We start from the raw sequence: 19,688 nt of genomic DNA, 5'->3' as shown, positions 1-19,688 counted from the left end.
AGAAATCGATGACCGAAGTTCCGAAACATGTTCTGTTCCTGTGCACGGGAAACTCCGCCCGTTCGATCCTGGCAGAAGCGATCCTGAACCGCGAAGGGCAGGGGCGGTTCTTCGCCCATTCGGCCGGGTCGCGGCCGACCGGAAAGCCGAACCCTTTCGCGATCTCGCTCCTGCAGCGCGAGGGTTATGACACTGCGTTTGCCCGCTCGAAAAGCTGGGATGAGTTCGCGGGACCCGGCGCGCCAAAGCTCGATTTCGTCTTTACCGTCTGCGACAATGCCGCAGCCGAGGAATGCCCCTATTGGCCTGGTCAGCCGGTAAGCGCACATTGGGGCGTTCCCGATCCAGCGGCAGCCGAAGGAACCGACGCCGAGAAGGCCCTTGCCTTTGCGGAGGCCTACCGGATGCTGCGCAACCGCATCCTGGCCTTTTGCGCCCTGCCGCATGGCACGATCGAGGCGATGGCCCTTAAGGAGCGGCTGCAGGACATCGGGAGGATGACGGATTGAGCGCGCCGCTTCCGCAACGACTGGCGGCGGAGGCGCTTGGAACCGGGCTGCTGGTGGCCGCCGTCATCGGTTCAGGCATCATGGCCGACCGGCTGACCGACGACGTGGCCCTGGCCCTGTTGGCCAACACTATCGCGACGGCGGCCGCCCTGTTCGCACTGATCACTGCGTTTGGTCCGGTATCCGGCGCACAATTCAATCCGGCGGTCACGCTGGTGTTCCTGATCAAGGGCGGCATGACCCGCAACGAGGCAGCGGCCCGTGTTGCGGTCCAGGTGCTTGGCGGGCTGTGTGGAACACTCCTGGCCCATGCGATGTTCTCATTGCCATTGTGGCAGGCGGCCGGGACCATACGCAGCGGCACGGCGCAATGTCTCGCGGAGGGCGTAGCGACTTTCGGGCTAGTGCTATCGATCCTCGGTGCGCAACGGGCACCGGGATCGGCGGTCGCGGCAACTGTGGCGCTCTATATCGCCGCAGCCTACTGGTTCACGTCTTCGACCAGTTTCGCAAATCCGGCGGTGACGCTGGCGCGCGCCTTCAGCGACAGCTTCGCGGGCATCCGTCCCGCGGATGTTCCGGCGTTTATCCTGGCGCAACTGGCGGGTGCCGTCCTTGCGGCCGGTCTTGCCGGCTGGCTGTTCAGGCCAGGCGCTGGAACCGCAGGAAAGTAAAAAGGCCCACCGGGGGCATCGGAATCTCCTCGATCAGTCGCAGACGCGCGTCGCCCAACACCCTCTGCTTGGGGAAATCGGAATGCCAGCCGAGGGTGTTCTCGAACCGCGAGAAGGCACGTTCGATTCGAGCAAGAGGTCCGGTATCGGTGGCGAAATGGTTGACGATCACAACCTCGCCGCCGGGCCGGCAGACACGCGTCATCTCGGAGATGACCTGTTCCGGCTCTGGCACGACCGAGACCAGGAACATTGCCACCACCGTGTCGAACGCGGCATCGGGAAAGTCGAGCGCGCGCGCATCCATTTGGCGCAGGGCCACGACATGGGTCAGCCCTTCTTCCGCGACCTTCTTGCGGGCGCGGGCCAGCATCTCATCCGAATAGTCGATGCCGGTCACCCGGATCTGACCATCGTAGAGCGGCAGGGCAAGGCCGGTGCCGATGCCGACCTCGAGCGCCTCACCTCCCCTGCGGCTGACGTGATCGACGACATGGCGCCGGGCAGAACGGCTGATGGCGCCGAAGCTGAAATCATAAACGGGCGCCCAACGTCGATAGCTGCGGGCGACGGCATCGATTTCCATGGCGGATCACCTTCTTGATGAAACGATCAGAAGCGGCGGTGGCGGAGGAGATGGCGCAGGACGGCAAAGGCGATGACGAGCGCATAGCCTAGCGACAGAACCACCATCAGGAGCCAGAAACGAGTAACCGCCAGACCGATGACCCCGGCCAGCCCGACCAGAACAAAGCGGGCGTATTCCCGCTTGACCCGGAGGGCCTTGCTCGACGGGGTCGGCACACGGCTGGCCATGAGGAGGCCGGCCAGGGCCAGCCAGGCGCCAACCATCTGCGGATAGACCGAGGCGTCGAAAATGCGCGCCTCCGCCAAGAACAGAGGAATCAGCGCCAGCAGAGCGCCACCGGGCGAGGGCACACCGATGAACACGGGCCGACCGTTCGGCGGCGTGTCGCGGTTCACGTTGAACCGCGCAAGACGCAGGCAGGCGCAGATCGCATAGACGAGGACGAAGGCCCAGCCGAACCCCTGCGCATCGCCCTGAGCGAAACGGAAAATCAGGAGCGCCGGCGCCACGCCGAAGGCGAGGAAGTCCGACAGGCTGTCGAGCTCGGCGCCGATCGTGCTGGTCGCGTCAAGTCGGCGGGCGAGAGTTCCATCCATCCCGTCGAGGACGGCGGCCAGGACGATCAGGATCGCGGCCAGATCGAAACGCCCCTCCATCGCATAGCGGATTGATGTCAGCCCGGCGCACAGGGCCAGGATCGTCACGGCATTGGGCAGCAGCTGCAGGATCGGCAGGTTGTCGTCGCCGCGGGTCGACATCAGCGCACCCCGCCCAGGCGGCGTGGTTCATTAGACGTCAGGTCGGCAAGCACGGTTTCGCCGGCAACCGTGGTCTGGCCCAAGGCGACAAGAGGCTCGACCCCGTCAGGCAGATAGGTATCAAGCCGCGATCCGAACCGGATCATCCCGAAGCGTTCACCCGTTGCGACATGCTGCCCTGCGGACACGTCGCAGACGATACGGCGAGCAACGAGGCCCGCGATCTGCACCACGGCGATCTTGCGACCATCCGCCATTTCGATGGCGATGGCGTTGCGTTCGTTGTCGGAACTGGCCTTGTCGAGAGAGGCGTTGAAGAACTTGCCTGGCCGGTATGCCACACTGGCGATGCGGCCTTCGATGGGAGCGCGGTTCACATGGCAGTTGAAGACGTTCATGAACACCGAGACCCGCGTCATCGGCGTCGGACCCAGCCCAAGCTCTTCGGGCGGGACGGCGGGTTCGATCAGCGAGACGATGCCGTCGGCTGGGCTGATTATCAGGCCGGGGCGGGTGGGTGTCACCCGGTCGGGATCACGGAAGAAGTAATAGCACCATATCGTCAGACCGACCCCGACCCAGCCGAGCGGTTCCCAGACGAGGAACAGAAACAGCGTTGCGGCGGCGAAGATCCCGAGGAATCGCCAACCCTCGCGATGGACCGGCTTGACGAAGGTCGAAAGCATGCTGACGGCCATTTTGGTCTCCGGCTAAGTCGGTGCGGCGCAGGGATGCTGCGGGCGCAGCGCCCGCGTCTGGCGGTGGACATTGCCCAAAACGCCGAAGATGGCAACCTGTGGTGGAAGTTCCACCGCCAAAATGGATCATCATCACCGCGTTACAGGCGTCCGTCACAGTCCGTCGCGTCCACGCCATCCGGGAGAGACAGCCGATGACAAGCAAAGACCCTCGCGATTCCTCGACCACGCGAAGCCAACAACCTGCCATTCGCACCATCATCGCCGAGCGCGTGTCCCGTCGGGGGTTCCTGCTGGGCACCGGCACAACCCTGGGCGCCGTCGCTGCCAGCGGTTTCGTCGGGTCGCTGTTCTCGGGTCAGGCCCATGCGCAAGCCGCGCAATCCAGCCTGACCTTCACCGAGCTGAAGCGCGTCCATGACGAGACGCACCACGTATCCGACGGCTACCGCGCCGATGTCGTGGTGGGCTGGGGCGACCCGATGACCGCAGATGCGGGCGAACTGGATGTGGCGAAGATGACTGCCGCCGAACAGGCGCGACGCTTTGGCTACAACTGCGACTACATCGCCTTCATGCCGCTTCCGCGCGGATCGAAGGCCTCGGACCACGGTCTTCTTTGCGTCAACAACGAATACGTGTCGTTCAACGTGATGTTTCCCGACTTCCCCGACGACGACGGGGCGTCGGACCGCTTCACCGCCGAGCAGGTGGCGTTGAACAACATGGCGATCGGCCATTCGATCGTGGAAGTGAAGCGCGAGGGCGGGGTCTGGAGCGTCGTGACCGACAGCCCGCTGAATCGCCGGATCACGCTCGACACGCCCATGACGATCGCAGGGCCGCTTGCCGGACATGCGGCAATGAAGACCTCATACGATCCGGAGGGCCGGACCGCCAAGGGCACCAACTACAACTGCGGCGGCGGCGTTACGCCCTGGGGCACTGTCCTGACCTGTGAGGAGGGGGCCTCGGACACGTTCGGCGGCGACCTGAGCAAGAACCCCCAGGCGGCCGTGCTGGAGCGCTACGGCTATGACGGCAGCGACTACTACGGTCGTGCCCGCTTCGACGACCGGTTCAAGCTTGACGTCGAGGTCAACGAGCCGAACCGCTTCGACTGGGTGGTGGAGATCGACCCCTATGATCCGGCTTCGGTCCCGGTGAAGCGCACCGCGCTTGGGCGCATGGCGCATGAGGCCTCGACCGTGGTCGTCAACAAGGACGGTCGGGTAGTCGTCTACATGGGCGACGACGACTACTTCGAGTATCTCTATCGCTTCGTCACCGACGCGGCTCTTGATCCGGCCAATCCGGCGGCATCGCGCGACATCCTCGATGCAGGCACGCTGTCGGTGGCACGGTTCGATGCCGATGGCATGGTGACCTGGCTGCCCTTGGTTCACGGGCAGGGCCCGCTTACCGTCGAGAACGGCTTTGCCGATCAGGCCGATGTGCTGCTGAAGACCCGGCTTGCGGCCGATGCGCTTGGCGCAACACCCATGGACCGGCCGGAGGACGTGGAGACGAACCCGGTTACCGGCCGGGTCTACGCGGTGATGACCAAGAACAAGAAGATGACGGCGGACAAGCTTAACCCGGTCAATACCCGACCGGAAAACCACTACGGCCATATCGTCGAACTGATCCCGCCGGGTGGAGCAGGGGCCGCAGCCGACCATACCGCCGAAAGCTACAACTGGGACCTTTTCGTGCTGGCGGGTAATCCCCGCGATCCGGAGCATGGGGCACGGTTCCATGCGGATACGTCCGAGAACGGCTGGTTCGTGAACCCCGACAACCTGACCTTCGATCCGCAGGGCCGGATGTTCGTGGCGACCGACGGCGCCAACGATTTCGACATCCCGGACGGGATCTATGCGGTCGATACCGAAGGGCCCGCGCGCGGGCTGCCGAAACTGCTTTTCTCCGCGCCGCACGGGGCCGAGGTAACTGGACCGTTCTTCACGCCTGACGGGACGACGCTGTTCGTTTCGGTCCAGCATCCGGGTGAGGATTCCGAAACGACGGCGAGCCTGACCACACGCTGGCCGGACTTCCGCGAAGGCGGCCTGCCGCGCCCTGCGGTGGTCGCGATCCAGCGGATGGACGGGCAGGAAGTGGCCAGCTGACAAGACAGGTCTTGCCTGTCCCTGCAAACTTGGAGGCACCCGGTCGAAATGTCCGGGCGCCTTTCCACGCTTGGGGGGCGTTGTGGCGCTCTGCCCCGACTGGGAACACGCGACCGTCCCGGAATGGGCTGCCCGCAGGGCGAGGTCAGCTGTCTGCGATCTGGTCGGTCCAGATGGTGAAGGACTTCAGGGTATGCGGACCGAAACTGTGCATCAGCGGCACGTCGGCGGCGTCGCGGCCATAGGCGACCACGATGCGCCCGATGCGCGGGCGGTTGTTGCGAGGATCGAAGGTGTGCCAGCGCCCGTCGAGAAAGACCTCCATCCAGGCGCTGAAATCCATCGGACCGACAACCGGCACACCGATGTCGCCCAGATAGCCGTTCACGTAGCGGGCCGGGATGTTCATGCAGCGGCAGAAGGCAATGGCCAGATGGGCAAAGTCTCGGCAGACGCCGATCCGTTCCTGCCAGGCCTCATAGGCGGTTCGGGTATCGCGGGCCTGCATGTAGTCGAACTTGATGTGGCTGTTGACCTTGTCACAGATCGTCTGGACCCGGTTCCAGCCTTCGGGCGCGGTTCCGAACAGGTCCCAGGCAATCTGACTCAGTCGGTCCGTCTCGCAATAGCGGCTGCCAAGCAGGTACATCAGGGTTTCGTCCGGCAACTGGGCGATCGGCGTCTGGCGGGCCTCGGGGACGACCGGATCGGGGCGCGCGTCACAGACAATCGTGCTGTCGGATTGAAGCGTGAACAGGCCGGCGGGGGCGATGAACCGACGGCAGGTATTGCCGAAGAGGTCGCGATAGCTGGTCGTCGGCACCTCGGGGATCGTCCGCAGTCCGGTCTGGCTGCGCAGGTCGTCGCGGCGTTCGTCGCGCGGCGACATCATGCAGATCATGGGTGTGTCCTGGGGACAGGACACGGTGATGTCATGGCCGAAGCGGACCATGATCGTGGAGGGATGCGTCGGCTCTGTCATGGAGGCCCCTTTCCGGGGTAGGCGGCGACGCCGGGGAACAGCGCACGCGTTGCAGCAGTAGCACACAAACCGGGGCGCAGATCCAAAAGAAAACCCCCGGGCCACCGGCTCGGGGGTATGACGTTTCGCCCTTGCGGACGACAGTGTTCAGAAAAGCCTCAGACGAGACCTTCGCGCTGCGCCTTCTTGCGCGCGAGTTTACGCGCACGGCGGACCGCTTCGGCCTTCTCGCGCGCTTTCTTTACCGACGGTTTCTCGAAATGCTGCTTGAGCTTCATTTCCCGAAACACGCCTTCGCGCTGGAGCTTCTTCTTCAGGGCACGGAGCGCCTGATCGACGTTGTTGTCGCGAACGCTGACCTGCATGTGGTGTCACCACCTTCCTAAGCTAGAGTTGCACGATCTTGTGCAGGCCGGGGGCGCATAGCAGAGCCACGCCGGCTTGTCCACCTTTACCGGCCTGCGGTGTCTCCCCCCCCGTGACCCCGCGCCGGATCGTGCTACACTCGTCCGAGATGATGGAGGAGCCGAGATGACCCAGTCGGACGAGAGCCGTGCACCCCGCGACAGGCTGATCGACGCCACCTTGGGCCATGTTCCCTTCGACGGCTGGTCCGAGGTTACCTTCCGCGCCGCCATCGCCGATTCGGGTGTCGCGCCCGCTTTGGCGCGCGCGCTTTTCCCGCGCGGGGCCGTCGACCTTGCACTGGGCTTTCACAAGCGCGGCGATGCGCTGATGGTGGCGCGGCTACAAACCGGGGATCTGAGCGCCATGCGCTTCCGCGACCGCGTCGCCACGGCGGTGCGCTGGCGGCTCGAAGTGGTGCCGGACAAGGAGGTCGTGCGGCGCGGCGTGACGCTGTTTGCCCTGCCGAACCATGCGGCCGACGGCGCAAAGGCGCTCTGGGCGACGGCGGATGCGATCTGGACGGCGCTCGGGGACAACTCGCGCGACATCAACTGGTATTCCAAGCGGGCAACGCTTTCGGCTGTCTATGGCTCGACCGTGCTGTTCTGGCTGGGCGATGACAGCATCGGCCATCGCGACACCTGGGACTTCCTCGACCGCCGCATCGACGATGTGATGCAGGTCGAGAAGGTCAAGGCGCAACTGCGCGAGAACCCGCTGTCGAAGGCGCTGCTTGCCGGACCGATGAAACTGATGGAAAGGGTGAAGGCTCCTTCGCGTCCGGATGACCTTCCGGGCCGCACCCACCTCTGACTCCCTGACCAGGAAGGCCCCGGAATGACCCTGTCCCACACCATGCGCGCCGTCGAGATCAGCGAACCCGGCGGGCCCGAGGTGCTGAAACCTGCGACCCTGCCGGTGCCGGTGCCCGGGCATGGCCAGATCGTGATCCGCGTGGCCTATGCAGGGGTGAACCGTCCCGACGCGCTGCAGCGGGCGGGAATGTATGCACCGCCGCCCGGTGCATCGCCGCTACCGGGGCTGGAGGCCTCGGGCACGGTGGTCGAGGTCGGACCGGGTGTCGACCGCTGGCAGATCGGGGACAAGGTTTGTGCCCTGCTGCCGGGCGGGGGCTATGCGGAATATGTCTCCACGCCTGCTGCCCACGCGCTGCCGATCCCCGAGGGAATGGGCCTGCGCGAGGCCGCCTGCCTGCCCGAGACCTGTTTCACCGTCTGGTCGAACGTGGCGCTGCGCGGTGGCCTCAAGGCCGGCGAGCGGTTCCTCGTGCATGGCGGCTCATCGGGCATCGGGACCACCGCGATCCAGATTGCCAAGGCGATCGGCGCCCGGGTGTTCGTCACCGCCGGGTCGGACGAGAAATGCGGGGCCTGCGTCGCACTCGGCGCCGAGCGCGCGATCAACTACCGCGACGAGGATTTCGTGGCGATCCTGAAGGCTGAGGGCGGGGCGAACCTTATCCTCGACATGGTCGGTGGCAGCTATTTGCCTCGCAATGTCCGCGCGCTGGCAGATGACGGGCGACTGGTGCAGATCGCCTTCCTTCAGGGACCGAAGGTGGAGTTGAACTTCGCCGAAGTGATGATGCGGCGGCTGACGATCACCGGGTCCACCCTGCGCCCGCAATCTGACCTCGCCAAGGCCCGCTACGCCGTCGAGTTGGAACGCCATGTCTGGCCGATGATCGCGGCCGGAAAGCTGAAGCCGGTGATCGACAGCGAATTCGCGCTGGAGGACGCGGCGGCGGCGCATGCGCGGATGGAAAGCTCCGGCCATATCGGGAAGATCGTGCTGAAGGTCGAGTAAGCGGCTAGCGGACGGGTTCCATGACCGCATCCTTCAGGCGGCAATCGCGTATCGTGTCCATACCGCAGCGGCGCGGTTCGAGGTCCGTCGTCAGGCAGATCCGCACTTCCTGGATCATGCCCTGCTGACACGTAACGGTGATCGCGTCGCGCGGAAGGTCGGGATTTGCCTCGATGAAGGCATCCTCGACTACGCTGGCGGGCAGTTTCACCTCCTTCGACAGGCCGGTGAATACCTCGGGCATCCGGATCGAACCATAGGCGCGGCGGGCGAGATTGAAGTAGGCCGCTGACGACAGGCCCGAGCAGCGGCCGTGCTTCTTCCATTCATACCAGGCAAGCCCGCCCGAACCGGTGATGTCCGCCATTGCAGCCGTTTCGGCCTTCGACGGATCGCGCGCTGTCGTCCGGCAGTACGAAGGCCAGCCGCTTTCATATTGCGGCCAGAGACCGTGCAGCGTGAAGCCGTAATCGTGGCGCGTATCGCATTGGTCGTCGCCGCGTTCGTCGCCTTCCAGTGCGCACCAATTGGGCGACCAGCCTAGCGACAGGACGTAATAATCGAAATTGCCCGCCTTCTCGCCCTCGGCCAGCGCGGGCTCGCCGATCATGGCGCACAGAAGCAGCAGTCGAAGCATTTTCTCTTTCCTCTGCGCCAAGGGAGGACTATATGGCGTGCGAATTCCCCGACATCGTGGAAATCGCGGACCGAAAGGCCGCCGCCGTTTTCCCGGCCCGGGAGAGATTTGTAAAGGAGCCGCTCCGATGAACAAACCGCTGATGGCCCGCGCCACCGCTGTCTGGCTGGTCGAGAACACCACGCTGACCTTCAAGCAGATCGCCGACTTCTGCGGCATGCACGAGCTCGAGGTGCAAGGCATCGCCGATGGCGACGTGGCCGCCGGCGTGAAGGGATTCGACCCGATCGCCAACAACCAGCTTGACCCGATCGAGATCGACAAGGGACAGGCCGATCCGCTCTACAAGCTGAAGCTCAAGTTCAACGCTGCCGCCGTGGGCGAGGAAAAGCGCCGCGGCCCGCGCTATACCCCGCTTTCCAAGCGGCAGGACCGCCCGGCGGCGATCCTTTGGCTGGTCAAGTTCCATCCGGAGCTCAGCGACGGCCAGATCGGCAAGCTTGTCGGCACCACGAAGCCGACCATCCAGTCGATCCGCGAGCGCACCCACTGGAATATCGGTCAGATCACCCCGGTTGACCCGGTGGCGCTTGGCCTGTGCCGGCAGTCTGAACTCGACGCTGCCGTGCAGACGGCGGTGAAGAAGAAGGCGGCCGAAGGCGTTGTCATGTCGGACGACGAGCGGCGGAAACTTGTTTCGACCGAGCAGTCGCTCGGCATGGCGCCCGAACCCAAGATGCCGTCGAACCTGCCTGGCCTCGAGGTTTTCGGCGCCGAAGAGAAAGAGGAAAGCCCGGCCGACTTCAGCGACGCCGAGAGCTTCTTCAATCTTCCGCAGTCGGACGACGACGAGGACGAAGATCACTGAGACCTGCGGCTGTCGCGCATCGCGACGGCTCGGGCGACCTCGGCGACGAAACGGTCCCGGTCCTCGACCCTTTCGAGTTCGACCGTCGCGGCCTTGGCAATCGGATCCCAGCCGGGCGATATCCCCTCGGCTCGGTCAAGATAGGCCGCTGCCGCCTCGGGATTGCCAAGCATCGCCTCGCAGGCCGCCATCCGCATGAAGCGGAAGGGGCTCGTCTCGGGCATGCTGCGCAGATGGGCGAGCGCATCGGTGTAACGTCCGAGCGCCTGATGAGCGATCGCGATGTCGACGTGGTACCAGTCCGGATGCAGCGGATTTAGGGTGCGGGCTCTGTCGAGCCATTCCAGCCCCTCGACCGGATTGCCGCGCATGGTCAGCACGCAGCCATGCCAGGCCATCAGGTCTGCGTCGTAGGGGTTGAGGGCAAGCGCCCGTCGGCTGTGGAGCTCGATACTGGCGAATTCCCGGCGATACATCCGCACGACGCTGGTCAGGAAATGACAGCGCGCCTCTTCCGGAGCCAGCCTGATCCCGGTGAGGGTGAAGGCCAGCGCACGGTCCTTCTCGGCAGGGGGCGCGGAAAAGTGACCGGCGATCAGGATCGTCGCGAGGCCGAGATAGGCATGGGCCAAGGCAAATCCGGGATCCAGGGCAAGTGCCGCCTCGAGATGTGCGCGCGCCCTTTCGTTTACGCCCGGTCCGTACTGCCGCAGGAGCGAGGTCGCCGCGACGAAGTGCTGAAAGGCACCGAGATCGTCGGTGCCCGAACCGATCGGCCTGAGCGCGATGCTGCGTTCAAGGTCGAGGTTCAGGCGAGCGACGATCCGGTGAGGAATAGCCGCAGCCGTTTCGCGCAACGAGGCGCCCTCGAGGGCAAAGGTTTCTCCCCAGATCTGCCGCCCGCTTGCCGTCTCGCATAGCGCGACAGACAGACGGCTTCCATCCGGGCGGGGGTGAATGATCCCCTCCAGGTGATGGCTGGCGCCAAGCTGCCGGGCCGCGTTGGCGGCCTTGCCATAGTCGGGCCTAAGCTCGAAGGCGGAGTGGCGGGCAACGACCCCGATCAGACCGTAGCGACCCAGGCAGTGAGTTGTTTCTTCGGCAAGGCCGTCGGCAAGGGCCTGGTCCTCTGCCGATGCCGCATGAAATGGGAAGACCGCCACCATCGGTTTTTCTGCCTGCGCTGCGACCGGGCGCCCCTCGTCCGCGAGGGAGAACAGGTAGCCCCGTTTCGGGACCGTCCTCAGCCGCCGCGCTTCGGGGCCGAGCGTGCGCCGCAACTCGCTGATCGCCTGCGTCAGGCTGTCTTCGGTCACGACGACGCCGGGCCAGAGCCGTGCAAAAAGGTCATCCTTGGTCAGCACCCGATCCGGGCTGTGGCAGAATTCGACCAGCAAGGCAAAGGTCTTGGCTCGCAGGTGGACCACGTCGCCGTCGCGCAGCAGGAGACCCCGCTGTTCATCCAGCGTGCAGGCTCCGAACCGGATCGATCCTTCGCGCCCCATGGCCTGCCTCCGGCGAGATGCCGAAAGTATCCTTTGGGACGAGCCATCGCGTCAATGCAGCGAAAAGGGCTGCTAGGGGGCGCGGGGCGGGGCCTTCCAGCACATCGGGATCGGTCCGGGCGAGAAAATCCACCCTGTCTTCCCACGGGGCGGGCCCTTCCGGCACGAGGTGCCCTTCATCCTGGCGCCACCAGTCGGCAGTCAGATAGTCGGCCGGCAACGGGCAGGGCGGTTCGGCGCGCGCAGCGGGACTGGATGGAAAGGAAAGGACAGCCATAGCAGCCACTCCAGAAAGGGAACATGCCGCCAGTCTGCGCCAGTCCCGGCCCGCGGTCCTGAACTCGGTCTGAAGTTTTTCTGAAATCCCGAGCCGGGATTCTGGTCAGACCCGCCGACGTGCCTTGAGCGCCGCGCCGATGGTTCCGTCATCGAGATAGTCGAGTTCGCCCCCGATCGGCACACCCTGTGCAAGCGAAGTCACGGTAACCCCGGTCGGATCCAGCGCATCGGCGATGTAATGGGCGGTCGTTGCGCCGTCGACAGTGGCGTTGAGCGCAAGAATCACCTCGGTCGTCCCTTCCTTGCCGACCCGGTCGATCAGCGCGGGGATGCGCAGATCGTCCGGTCCGACGGCATCGAGTGCGGAAAGCGTGCCACCAAGGACGTGATATCTGCCACGGTAGCTTTGGCCGCGCTCCATCGCCCAGAGGTCCGACACGGTCTCGACAACGCAGATCTCGCCCGTCGCGCGGCGAGGATCGGTGCAGATCGGGCAGGGATCTGAGGTCGAGATGTTCCCGCAGATCGAGCAATCCTTGGCCGAGAGCGCCACCTGCGCCAACGCCTGCGCCAGTGGAGCCATCACCGCCTCACGTTTCTTCAGCATGTGCAGGACCGCGCGACGGGCCGAACGGGGGCCGAGACCCGGCAGGCGGGCCATCAGCTCGATCAGCCGCTCGATGTCGCGCGGTGCATCCGCCATGTCAGAACGGCAGCTTCATGCCCGGCGGAATGCCCATGCTTTCCGCCAGCCGTGCCATTTCGTCCTTGGACAGCTGGGCCGCGCGGGCCTGAGCATCCTTGATCGCGGCGAGGATCAGGTCTTCGGCCACTTCCTTTTCCGAAGGCACGAAGATCGACGGGTCGATCTCGAGCCCCGTCAACTCGCCCTTGGCTGTCGCCGTGGCCTTGACGAGGCCCGCGCCCGACTCGCCCACGACGGTGCGGTTGCCGAGTTCTTCCTGCATGCGGGCAAGCTGCTCCTGCATTTCCTGGGCCTTCTTCATCATTCCGGCCATGTCGGCCAGGCCGCCGAGGCCCCCAAGTCCTTTCAGCATCGTTCTGTCCTTTTCAGTTGTCCTCGAAGGGATCCCATTCGTCCTCGACCTCGGGCAGGGCCTCGGTCGCCGCGGTTGCGGCAAGGGTCTCGGGGGTCCGGATTTCCTTGATCCTGGCGCCGGGAAAGGCGGCGAGCACCGCCTTGACCAGCGGGAGTTCCTGCGCCTGAGCAACAGCGGCGAGATGGTCGCGGTTGCGCTCCTCGGCGATGGTCGCCGCGCCGCCTGACCCGGTGACCGACACTGCCCAACGCGCACCGGTCCAGCCCTGCAGCCGCTGTGCCAGCCGCGAGGCCAGATCGGTCGGGGCATCGCGCGTCGGTTCGAACTCGATCCGGCCCGGAGCGATATGGACCGGGCGCAGGCAGGTCTCGACCTCGAGGAGCAGCTTCATGTCCCGCTTCTCGCGGATCAGCGCGACGATGGCTTCACGCGTGGCGTAGTCGGCGAGCGAGGCGGGTGCTTCTGCCAGGGCAGTAACCGCTCCCGATGCCGTGACCCCGCCACGCGAGGGCGCGGACATGCGCGGCCCTGTGCCGGGCGGCGGGGCCTGGCGCGTCGGTGCCGGTGCCGCCGGCACGGGCATCGACTGCAGTTTCTTCACCAGCGACTCGGGGTCAGGCAGGTCGGCGACATGAGTCAGGCGGATGATCGCCATCTCGGCCGCCATCATAGCATTCGGCGCCAGCGCCACCTCTTCCAGCGCCTTGAGCAACATCTGCCACATGCGGCTGAGGACCCGCATCGAAAGCCGCGCCGCCATGTCGAGCCCGCGCGCGCGTTCGTCCGGCGGCACGGTCGGGTCCTCGGCGGTCTCGGGCGTGATCTTCAGCACCGAAATCCAGTGGGTGATTTCGGCCAGATCGCGCAGCACCGCCATAGGGTCTGCGCCATCGGCATATTGCGCAGCTAGCTCGGAGAGTGCGCCTGCCGCGTCGCCCGTCATCACCAGGTCGAACAGGTCGAGCGTCCGCCCCCGGTCGGCAAGGCCCAGCATCGCGCGGACCTGATCGCCCGTCGTCTCGCCCGCGCCATGGGCAATGGCCTGGTCAAGGAGCGACAGCGCATCCCGCACCGACCCTTCCGCCGCGCGGGTGATGAGCGCCAGTGCCTCTTGCGAGACCTGCGCGCCTTCCTTGGCAAGGATGCCCTGCAGATGGGCGATCATGACCTCGGGCTCGATCCGGCGCAGGTCGTAGCGCTGGCATCGCGAAAGGATGGTGACGGGAACCTTGCGGATCTCGGTCGTGGCGAAGATGAACTTCACATGGGCGGGCGGTTCTTCCAGCGTCTTGAGAAGCGCGTTGAACGACCCGGACGAGAGCATGTGCACCTCGTCGAAGATGATGACCTTGTAGCGCGCCTCGGTCGGACGGTAGGGGACGGAGGCGAGGATGTCCCGCATCTTGTCCACTTGCGTGTTCGAGGCGGCGTCATATTCCAGCACATCGACATGCCGTCCCTCGGCGATGGCCTTGCAGGCCCCGCATTCGCCGCAAGGCTCGATGGTCGGGCCATCAGAATTCAAGCAGTTTAGACCCTTGGCGATGATCCGGGCGGTGGTGGTCTTGCCCACTCCTCTCACTCCGGTCATCACGAAGGCATGGGCGATGCGCCCGGCCTCGAACGCATTCTTCAGCGTCCGCACCATCGCTTCCTGTCCGATCAGGTCGGCAAAGGTCTGCGGCCGGTATTTCCGGGCGAGGACCTGGTAGGCTTGGTTGTCGGACATGGAGGCTCCGCTCTCGGCTCCGCGTTACATTAGACATGGGGGCGCGAGAGGACAACCGGCAGCCGGCCAGCCGTTAGGGGTTCCGGCGGGCCGGATCGTGATCTCGGGATGCCGGATCAGTCAGAGCTGTTGCGCACAACAGGCGTGTCTGGCGCCGATCCCTCGGAAGAACGAGTGTTGGCCGGTTGTACACGGGCACCCTTGTCTGGTGCAGGGTAGAAGCGGCGGCGAACATACGTGCTTTGATGCGTCTTGCTCAGGAAGTCTTTCAGGTCGAACGGTTTCTTTGGTGAGGAATAGCCCATCTCATGTCCTTCTTGATGCGAGAATGATGGCAAAGCGGCGGAGCAAGCCCCGCCGCTTTACGTCCCTGCAATGACCATGGCCGGTACCGACGACCTGCAAATCTGGATCGTCTTGTCAGGCCCCGTCACGCAGAAACAGTTGACCAGCCCTGCCAGAACAAAGGCGGGATGTAATCGTGTCACTTGTGAATAAGGGTAGTCAGCGAATAGCCTTGAGGATGAACATGTCGCTTTCAAACCGGCTGAAGAACTCCCGCCATTCATACCCTCCAAGGGGTATGAGTGCCGCCGCAGAATTCGCCACGACGCTACCAATAGGCTTGCCTTTAGCCGCGGGAACGCATCCCGTGATCCTTACTCCGGGCAGGACTGGGCGACTCATGCCATGCCCGGCTTTGGGGTTTCGGCGTTCGGTTTCGACGGGGCATCGCCCATCTGCTGCTGTGCAGGAACCGCTTCCTTCACGGGCTTCGCGTCACCTGGGGTGACCTTGCCCAAGGGCAATGTGGAGGCTGTCTGTTGCTCCGGAGTGATCGATGTTCTGGGAGTGTCGGTACCCATTCTTGGGACCTCCATGACACCGCGCAGGACTACCGCGCGGATCAATTGGATATGGTGTCTGCCAGGCTGAACCACAAGCCATAGCAAAACAATTTCCCAGATAACCTTGGAATCCCTCGAAAGTTCGCCTGGTTTTGTCAGGATTTTTCATCCGGTTTGGAACATTATCTTGATTTCGCGCTTGCGGCCTGTACTCGACGTTTCAGTCGGGCCATGGGCGGCCATGACGCTTCTGCATCGCGTGACGGACCATTCGGCTGAAAGTCCGGGCTCTTGCGCGGGATTGGGCAATGGTCTCCGTGTTCAGCCGGTCTTCCCTCATGAGCTTCCTCCATCGGGCCAGGCGGGCCTTGTCCAACTCTCCTGACGCGATCGCGGCGGCAACTGCGCAGCCGGGTTCACCATCATGGGCGCAATCCGAGAAGCGGCAGCCGCGGGCGAATGCCTCTATGTCGTCGAAGGTGGCGGCGATCCCCGCTTCTGCGTCGGCCAGCTGCAACTCGCGCATTCCTGGCGTGTCGATCAGCCAGCCGCCACCGTACGTGGGCATCAGGTGTCGCGCCGTGGTTGTGTGGCGTCCCTTCGCGTCATCCTCGCGGATCGCCTGTGTGGCGAGCGTTTGCCCGGTCAAGGTCGCTGCCAGTGTCGATTTCCCGACGCCGGAGGAGCCGACCAGCGCCAGCGTGCGGCCCGGACCGCAGAAGGACGCAACGTCGGCAGCCTGCAGGGGATCGCGCGCATCGAGCACCAGAACCGGCACACCGCGCCCCGTCGCCTCGGCCCGTTCGCGAAAGGGGGAAGGGTCTGCAAGATCGGCCTTTGTGAGCAGGATCAGGGGTGCTACGCCGCCCGCCCGCGCCAACGAAAGATAGCGGTCGAGTCGGCTTTCCGAGAATTCGGCGTTGCAGGAGGTCACGATCGCCAGCGTATCGACATTGGCGGCGATCGCCTGCCGCGCAACGCCTGTGCCCGCCGCCTTGCGCGACAGGTGGCTGCGCCGGTCGAGGAGGCGATGGATCGCCTCGCCATGCGGCGTCAGTAGAAGCCAGTCACCAACCGCGACCTCGCCGGCCGGCAGGCCGGGTGGCAGGGGCAAGGTCAGGTTGCCCGCCTCGCCGAGCAGGTCGAGCCTCGTCCGGTGGACTGTCGCAACGCGGACGGGGGAGCAGCGGCCGATCTCGTCAAGATCGAGCTGACGCAGGAAGTCGGCCGACCATCCGAGGCCGGCAAGGAGATGGGGGGTCAAGGTATGATCCTCGCAAGAACCGTATGGAACGGATGCCTCTCATGGGCACCGGCGGTCATCGGTCGGGCGAGGCGGCCTGCGGCCTAAGGCGTCAGGCAGCCCGCGCCCGGAGGATTGCAGTCTCGCTCATGCTGTCCTCCTTTGCGTGGGGTTTCGGGTGAGAGGCTGGACAACGACCCAAGCGGGGCTCGTTACGGCTGCTTCCTTCCGGACCTGACCGGGTTGGCGAGGCGCCTGCCCGCGCCAACCTCTCGAGCGGGGATATAGGCCGGGGCTGGAGATTCCGCAAGCCGCGCGTCGCGGGGCCGGATCAGGGTCTTAGCGCGCGCTCAATCCGGGCGCGCCACTGCTCCGCCTCGGCCCGGTCGAAGAAGCAGGCCATGTCGAGCCGCCGGCGTCCGGGCATCGACACGCGGAGCAGGGGATAGGTGCCATCGTCGGAGTCGCGCATGATGACATCGGACACGGCGAGGTCTGCCAGCGGAAACTGGTCGCTGCGGTTGACGAAGGGGCCGCGCAGGATCCGCTGCGCCCACCCGGTCGCCGGGTCGATCCGCAGTTCGGCCGCACTCCAGAGGGCGGCGGCCAGAAGGAAGCCGCCCATGGCCGGAGGAATCACCATGAAGGCGAGGCCGATCAGAATCATGGGCGACGGCGTGAGCCAGTCGAGATGGATGAAGAACGGCAACGGCATCCCGATGGCAAGCGAGAGCCCGAGGATCAGCATGAACAGCCGCAGAGCCCAGGGAAGCTGGGGCTGTCGATAGACGATGGTCTGATCCTCGATCGAAAGCATCTCCTCCCCGTCGCACAGGACCGTGGCAAGAGTGTGAACGTGCTGTGCAGGCTGCTTGGCCGCTTCCCCTCTTTCCCCTTCCCGGGCTAGCCTTGCCGGAACGGAGGACCGCATGACCGCAAGATTGATCCGCATCGACTGGCCCGATACCGGCATTCCCGACCTGCCGCCGCCCCTGACGCTCGACGAGCTTCGCAGGCGGCTCGCGGCAGTACGCGGGGCAATGGCCGCGCGCGGGCTGGCGGCGCTGGCCGTCTATGGCGACCGGGAGCATTTCGCAAACATCCAGTGGCTGACCGGATTCGACCCGCGCTTCGAGGAGACGCTGCTGGTGGTGCGGCCGGATGGCGCGCTCTTGCTCGCGGGGAACGAGTGCCTGCCCTATACCGGCATCTCGCCGCTGGTCCAGGCCGGCGACATCGCGGTTGCGCATTGCGCGAGCTTTTCGCTGATCTCGCAGCCCCGCAAGAGCGCGCGACTTGGCGACCTTCTGCGGGACGCGGTCCCGGCCGGCGGGCGCGTGGGCGCGGCGGGGTGGAAGTATTTCGAGGCTGGCGAGGTCGACGATCCGGCGACGACTCTCGATCTGCCCTCCTTCCTGGCCGACCCCCTTCGGCGGATCGCGGGGGAGGTCGTCAATGCGACCGACCTCTTCATGCATCCCGGGTATGGTCTGCGGGCGACGGTGGATGCCTCAGAGATCGCGCGGCTCGAATTCGCCAACCACATGGCGGCAGCTGCACTCCGGCGGATGGTTTTCGCCTTCCACGATGGGATGACCGATTTCGCGGCCTTCGAGGCTGCAGGTATCGGCGGCCTGCCGCTTGGCTGCCATGCGACCTTTGCCACGGGCGGACGGGCTGCGCAGGGGCTGAGCGGGCCAACCGGCGAGAGACTGCGGCGCGGCAGCCCGATCTCTTTCAACGTTTGCCACTGGGGCGCAAATATTTGCCGCGCGGGCTGGTTGGCCGAGGGGCCGGCCGACCTTCCCGAGGGCGCGCAGGATTATCTCGAAGCCTTCGCCTTTCCCTACATGGCGGCGCTGTCCGACTGGTGCAGCATGATGCGGCCGGGCGTGAAGGGGGGAGAGGTCTGGCGGCGGATGATGGAGCGGCTACCGCAGGATCGCTTCGGGGTTGAACTCAATCCCGGCCACCTGATCGGCATGGACGAATGGCTGTCCTCTCCGGTTTCCGAGGGGTCGGATCTGCCTCTGCGGTCGGGCATGGCGATGCAGTGCGATATCATCCCGGGGCATCCCGTCTACGGGTCAACCCGGATGGAGGATGGATACGTGATCGCCGACGCGGCTTTGCAGGCAGATCTTGCCGCAAGCTATCCGGCAGTTGCCGCGCGGTGTGCATCCCGGGCACGGTTCATGCGCGACCGGATCGGACTTGACGTCCCGGAGACATTGCTGCCGCTTGCCGATAGCTGCGGGATCATAGCCCCCTGGCTTTTCGATCCTTCGCTTGTGATTGCTCTCAGATGAGTCCTGCGGCGCGTGCGCCGGCAAGCAGATCTTCGGCGACGTGGTGGGCGAAGTCGCCCGAGGCCGGCACGATGTCCGGGATCTGCACCACGGTCATTCCCGCCTTATGCGCCGATCGCGCCCCCGTCTCGCTGTCCTCGAAGGCGAGGCAGCGCTTGGGCGTCACGCCGAGCAGCCGGGCTGCCAGCAGATAGGGCTCGGGATCGGGCTTCGGCGAGGTGACATCGTCGAAGGTGACCACGTGATCGAAATGAATGCCCAACCCCGTGAGGTCGAGTTTCTGGTCCGCCTGCCAGCGCGTCGATGAGGTGACGAGCGCCTTCGGTTTGCGGATCGCCGTCAGAAGTTCGACCGTGCCGGGCTTGAGCGGTACGCCCTGGCTCCAGTGCCGGCTGACGTTTGTGCGCCAGGCGGTGCCATAGGCAACAAGATCGAGTTGCGGGAACCGCGCCTTGATCACGGTAGAGCTCGTCTGGTCGTCGACGCCTATCAGGCTGTGAAGAAACTCCGGCTCGACCTCGATGCCGAACGAGCGAAACGTCTCGAGTCCCGCCGCTTGCGTCAGGCTTTCGCTGTCGATCAGCGTTCCATCCAGGTCAAATACCACCGCGTCATACATGCGCCTGCTCCTG

At 65.2% G+C, this 19,688-nt stretch carries 20 protein-coding genes and 1 other RNA gene; 7 read left to right on the top strand and 14 right to left on the bottom strand.

Features of this window, described 5'->3' with window-relative positions; genetic code table 11:
* The first annotated feature begins 8 nt into the window (after positions 1–8).
* The gene (locus L0V05_RS02340; protein ID WP_234868106.1) at positions 9–509 is read left to right on the top strand and encodes an arsenate reductase ArsC; all 501 of its coding nucleotides are present in this window, start codon (positions 9–11) and stop codon (positions 507–509) included.
* Positions 506–1,183, top strand: a complete 678-nt coding sequence (locus L0V05_RS02335) for an aquaporin (RefSeq protein WP_234868103.1) — start codon at positions 506–508, stop codon at positions 1,181–1,183. Before L0V05_RS02340 ends, L0V05_RS02335 begins: the two co-directional genes overlap by 4 nt.
* Here L0V05_RS02335 and L0V05_RS02330 read toward each other — a convergent pair.
* Genes L0V05_RS02330 through L0V05_RS02320 form a run of 3 tightly spaced genes read right to left on the bottom strand, consistent with a single transcriptional unit; the run spans position 1,152 to position 3,228 of the window.
* Positions 1,152–1,769, bottom strand: coding sequence for a class I SAM-dependent methyltransferase (locus tag L0V05_RS02330; RefSeq protein WP_234868101.1), 618 nt, complete (start codon positions 1,767–1,769; stop codon positions 1,152–1,154). The genes L0V05_RS02335 and L0V05_RS02330 overlap by 32 nt on opposite strands.
* A gap of 26 nt (positions 1,770–1,795) precedes the next feature.
* On the bottom strand, positions 1,796–2,530 hold the full coding sequence (gene pssA, locus L0V05_RS02325) for a CDP-diacylglycerol--serine O-phosphatidyltransferase (RefSeq protein ID WP_234868099.1): 735 nt from the start codon (positions 2,528–2,530) through the stop codon (positions 1,796–1,798).
* On the bottom strand, positions 2,530–3,228 hold the full coding sequence (locus tag L0V05_RS02320; protein WP_234868097.1) for a phosphatidylserine decarboxylase: 699 nt from the start codon (positions 3,226–3,228) through the stop codon (positions 2,530–2,532). The genes pssA and L0V05_RS02320 overlap by 1 nt, the downstream gene beginning before the upstream one ends.
* A gap of 194 nt (positions 3,229–3,422) precedes the next feature.
* Between L0V05_RS02320 and L0V05_RS02315 the strand changes: the two genes are divergently transcribed.
* Positions 3,423–5,360: a PhoX family protein gene (locus tag L0V05_RS02315; protein WP_234868096.1), complete on the top strand. Its 1,938-nt coding sequence runs from the start codon at positions 3,423–3,425 to the stop codon at positions 5,358–5,360.
* 145 nt (positions 5,361–5,505) lie between these two features.
* On the opposite strand, the gene L0V05_RS02310 is transcribed toward L0V05_RS02315, so the two are convergent.
* A complete protein-coding gene (locus L0V05_RS02310) occupies positions 5,506–6,315 on the bottom strand; it encodes a transglutaminase-like domain-containing protein (RefSeq protein WP_234869176.1) in 810 nt (269 codons plus the stop codon).
* Between the two features lie 185 nt (positions 6,316–6,500).
* The gene (gene rpsU, locus L0V05_RS02305; protein ID WP_234868095.1) at positions 6,501–6,707 is read right to left on the bottom strand and encodes a 30S ribosomal protein S21; all 207 of its coding nucleotides are present in this window, start codon (positions 6,705–6,707) and stop codon (positions 6,501–6,503) included.
* Between the two features lie 166 nt (positions 6,708–6,873).
* Between rpsU and L0V05_RS02300 the strand changes: the two genes are divergently transcribed.
* Both L0V05_RS02300 and L0V05_RS02295 read left to right on the top strand, forming a co-directional pair.
* Positions 6,874–7,563 (top strand): COQ9 family protein, encoded by a 690-nt coding sequence (locus L0V05_RS02300; RefSeq protein WP_234868093.1) that lies wholly within the window; start codon positions 6,874–6,876, stop codon positions 7,561–7,563.
* A gap of 24 nt (positions 7,564–7,587) precedes the next feature.
* Positions 7,588–8,577: an NAD(P)H-quinone oxidoreductase gene (locus tag L0V05_RS02295; RefSeq protein WP_234868091.1), complete on the top strand. Its 990-nt coding sequence runs from the start codon at positions 7,588–7,590 to the stop codon at positions 8,575–8,577.
* A gap of 4 nt (positions 8,578–8,581) precedes the next feature.
* Here the strand turns inward: L0V05_RS02295 and L0V05_RS02290 are convergent, their stop codons facing one another.
* Positions 8,582–9,214 carry a ribonuclease T2 family protein gene (locus tag L0V05_RS02290; protein WP_234868088.1) on the bottom strand — a complete coding sequence of 211 codons (633 nt, stop codon included), beginning with the start codon at positions 9,212–9,214 and terminating at the stop codon, positions 8,582–8,584.
* 127 nt (positions 9,215–9,341) lie between these two features.
* Here L0V05_RS02290 and L0V05_RS02285 point away from each other — a divergent pair, with 127 nt between their 5' ends.
* On the top strand, positions 9,342–10,082 hold the full coding sequence (locus L0V05_RS02285; protein WP_234868086.1) for a DUF1013 domain-containing protein: 741 nt from the start codon (positions 9,342–9,344) through the stop codon (positions 10,080–10,082).
* Here the strand turns inward: L0V05_RS02285 and L0V05_RS02280 are convergent.
* From L0V05_RS02280 to L0V05_RS02250, 7 genes are all read right to left on the bottom strand, one after another.
* A complete protein-coding gene (locus tag L0V05_RS02280) occupies positions 10,076–11,587 on the bottom strand; it encodes a winged helix-turn-helix domain-containing tetratricopeptide repeat protein (RefSeq protein ID WP_234868083.1) in 1,512 nt (503 codons plus the stop codon). The two genes, L0V05_RS02285 and L0V05_RS02280, sit on opposite strands and share 7 nt — an antisense overlap.
* Positions 11,588–11,969: 382 nt before the next feature.
* Positions 11,970–12,569, bottom strand: coding sequence for a recombination mediator RecR (gene recR / locus L0V05_RS02275; protein WP_234868080.1), 600 nt, complete (start codon positions 12,567–12,569; stop codon positions 11,970–11,972).
* Between the two features lies 1 nt (position 12,570).
* Positions 12,571–12,924: a YbaB/EbfC family nucleoid-associated protein gene (locus tag L0V05_RS02270; protein WP_234868077.1), complete on the bottom strand. Its 354-nt coding sequence runs from the start codon at positions 12,922–12,924 to the stop codon at positions 12,571–12,573.
* A gap of 13 nt (positions 12,925–12,937) precedes the next feature.
* Positions 12,938–14,656, bottom strand: a complete 1,719-nt coding sequence (locus tag L0V05_RS02265; protein ID WP_234868075.1) for a DNA polymerase III subunit gamma/tau — start codon at positions 14,654–14,656, stop codon at positions 12,938–12,940.
* A 1,068-nt stretch (positions 14,657–15,724) separates the two neighbouring features.
* Positions 15,725–16,768, bottom strand: coding sequence for a ribosome small subunit-dependent GTPase A (gene rsgA, locus L0V05_RS02260; RefSeq protein ID WP_234868072.1), 1,044 nt, complete (start codon positions 16,766–16,768; stop codon positions 15,725–15,727).
* A 156-nt stretch (positions 16,769–16,924) separates the two neighbouring features.
* Positions 16,925–17,021, bottom strand: an RNA gene (gene ffs / locus L0V05_RS02255) — signal recognition particle sRNA small type.
* A gap of 57 nt (positions 17,022–17,078) precedes the next feature.
* Complete coding sequence (locus L0V05_RS02250) at positions 17,079–17,564, bottom strand: hypothetical protein (protein ID WP_234868070.1); 486 nt, start codon at positions 17,562–17,564, stop codon at positions 17,079–17,081.
* Between the two features lie 112 nt (positions 17,565–17,676).
* Here L0V05_RS02250 and L0V05_RS02245 point away from each other — a divergent pair, with 112 nt between their 5' ends.
* Complete coding sequence (locus tag L0V05_RS02245) at positions 17,677–19,056, top strand: M24 family metallopeptidase (RefSeq protein ID WP_234868068.1); 1,380 nt, start codon at positions 17,677–17,679, stop codon at positions 19,054–19,056.
* On the opposite strand, the gene L0V05_RS02240 is transcribed toward L0V05_RS02245, so the two are convergent.
* Positions 19,049–19,675 carry an HAD family hydrolase gene (locus L0V05_RS02240; RefSeq protein ID WP_234868066.1) on the bottom strand — a complete coding sequence of 209 codons (627 nt, stop codon included), beginning with the start codon at positions 19,673–19,675 and terminating at the stop codon, positions 19,049–19,051. The two genes, L0V05_RS02245 and L0V05_RS02240, sit on opposite strands and share 8 nt — an antisense overlap.
* Between the last annotated feature and the right edge of the window lie 13 nt (positions 19,676–19,688).

Origin of the sequence: Alitabrizicola rongguiensis (assembly GCF_021491355.1) — a bacterium.
Lineage (GTDB): Bacteria > Pseudomonadota > Alphaproteobacteria > Rhodobacterales > Rhodobacteraceae > Aliitabrizicola > Aliitabrizicola rongguiensis.
This window is presented reverse-complemented; position numbering and strand designations above follow the sequence as displayed.

Bases quoted from the DNA above. Each gene is read 5' to 3' on its own strand.
- L0V05_RS02290 (WP_234868088.1), bottom strand. From the start codon at position 9,214: ATGCTTCGACTGCTGCTTCTGTGCGCCATGATCGGCGAGCCCGCGCTG.
- L0V05_RS02265 (WP_234868075.1), bottom strand. From the start codon at position 14,656: ATGTCCGACAACCAAGCCTACCAGGTCCTCGCCCGGAAATACCGGCCG.
- L0V05_RS02285 (WP_234868086.1), top strand. From the start codon at position 9,342: ATGAACAAACCGCTGATGGCCCGCGCCACCGCTGTCTGGCTGGTCGAG.
- L0V05_RS02245 (WP_234868068.1), top strand. From the start codon at position 17,677: ATGACCGCAAGATTGATCCGCATCGACTGGCCCGATACCGGCATTCCC.
- L0V05_RS02250 (WP_234868070.1), bottom strand. From the start codon at position 17,564: ATGCTTTCGATCGAGGATCAGACCATCGTCTATCGACAGCCCCAGCTT.
- L0V05_RS02270 (WP_234868077.1), bottom strand. From the start codon at position 12,924: ATGCTGAAAGGACTTGGGGGCCTCGGCGGCCTGGCCGACATGGCCGGA.
- L0V05_RS02330 (WP_234868101.1), bottom strand. From the start codon at position 1,769: ATGGAAATCGATGCCGTCGCCCGCAGCTATCGACGTTGGGCGCCCGTT.
- L0V05_RS02320 (WP_234868097.1), bottom strand. From the start codon at position 3,228: ATGGCCGTCAGCATGCTTTCGACCTTCGTCAAGCCGGTCCATCGCGAG.
- L0V05_RS02315 (WP_234868096.1), top strand. From the start codon at position 3,423: ATGACAAGCAAAGACCCTCGCGATTCCTCGACCACGCGAAGCCAACAA.
- pssA (WP_234868099.1), bottom strand. From the start codon at position 2,530: ATGTCGACCCGCGGCGACGACAACCTGCCGATCCTGCAGCTGCTGCCC.
- rpsU (WP_234868095.1), bottom strand. From the start codon at position 6,707: ATGCAGGTCAGCGTTCGCGACAACAACGTCGATCAGGCGCTCCGTGCC.
- L0V05_RS02280 (WP_234868083.1), bottom strand. From the start codon at position 11,587: ATGGGGCGCGAAGGATCGATCCGGTTCGGAGCCTGCACGCTGGATGAA.
- L0V05_RS02240 (WP_234868066.1), bottom strand. From the start codon at position 19,675: ATGTATGACGCGGTGGTATTTGACCTGGATGGAACGCTGATCGACAGC.
- L0V05_RS02340 (WP_234868106.1), top strand. From the start codon at position 9: ATGACCGAAGTTCCGAAACATGTTCTGTTCCTGTGCACGGGAAACTCC.
- L0V05_RS02295 (WP_234868091.1), top strand. From the start codon at position 7,588: ATGACCCTGTCCCACACCATGCGCGCCGTCGAGATCAGCGAACCCGGC.
- L0V05_RS02300 (WP_234868093.1), top strand. From the start codon at position 6,874: ATGACCCAGTCGGACGAGAGCCGTGCACCCCGCGACAGGCTGATCGAC.
- recR (WP_234868080.1), bottom strand. From the start codon at position 12,569: ATGGCGGATGCACCGCGCGACATCGAGCGGCTGATCGAGCTGATGGCC.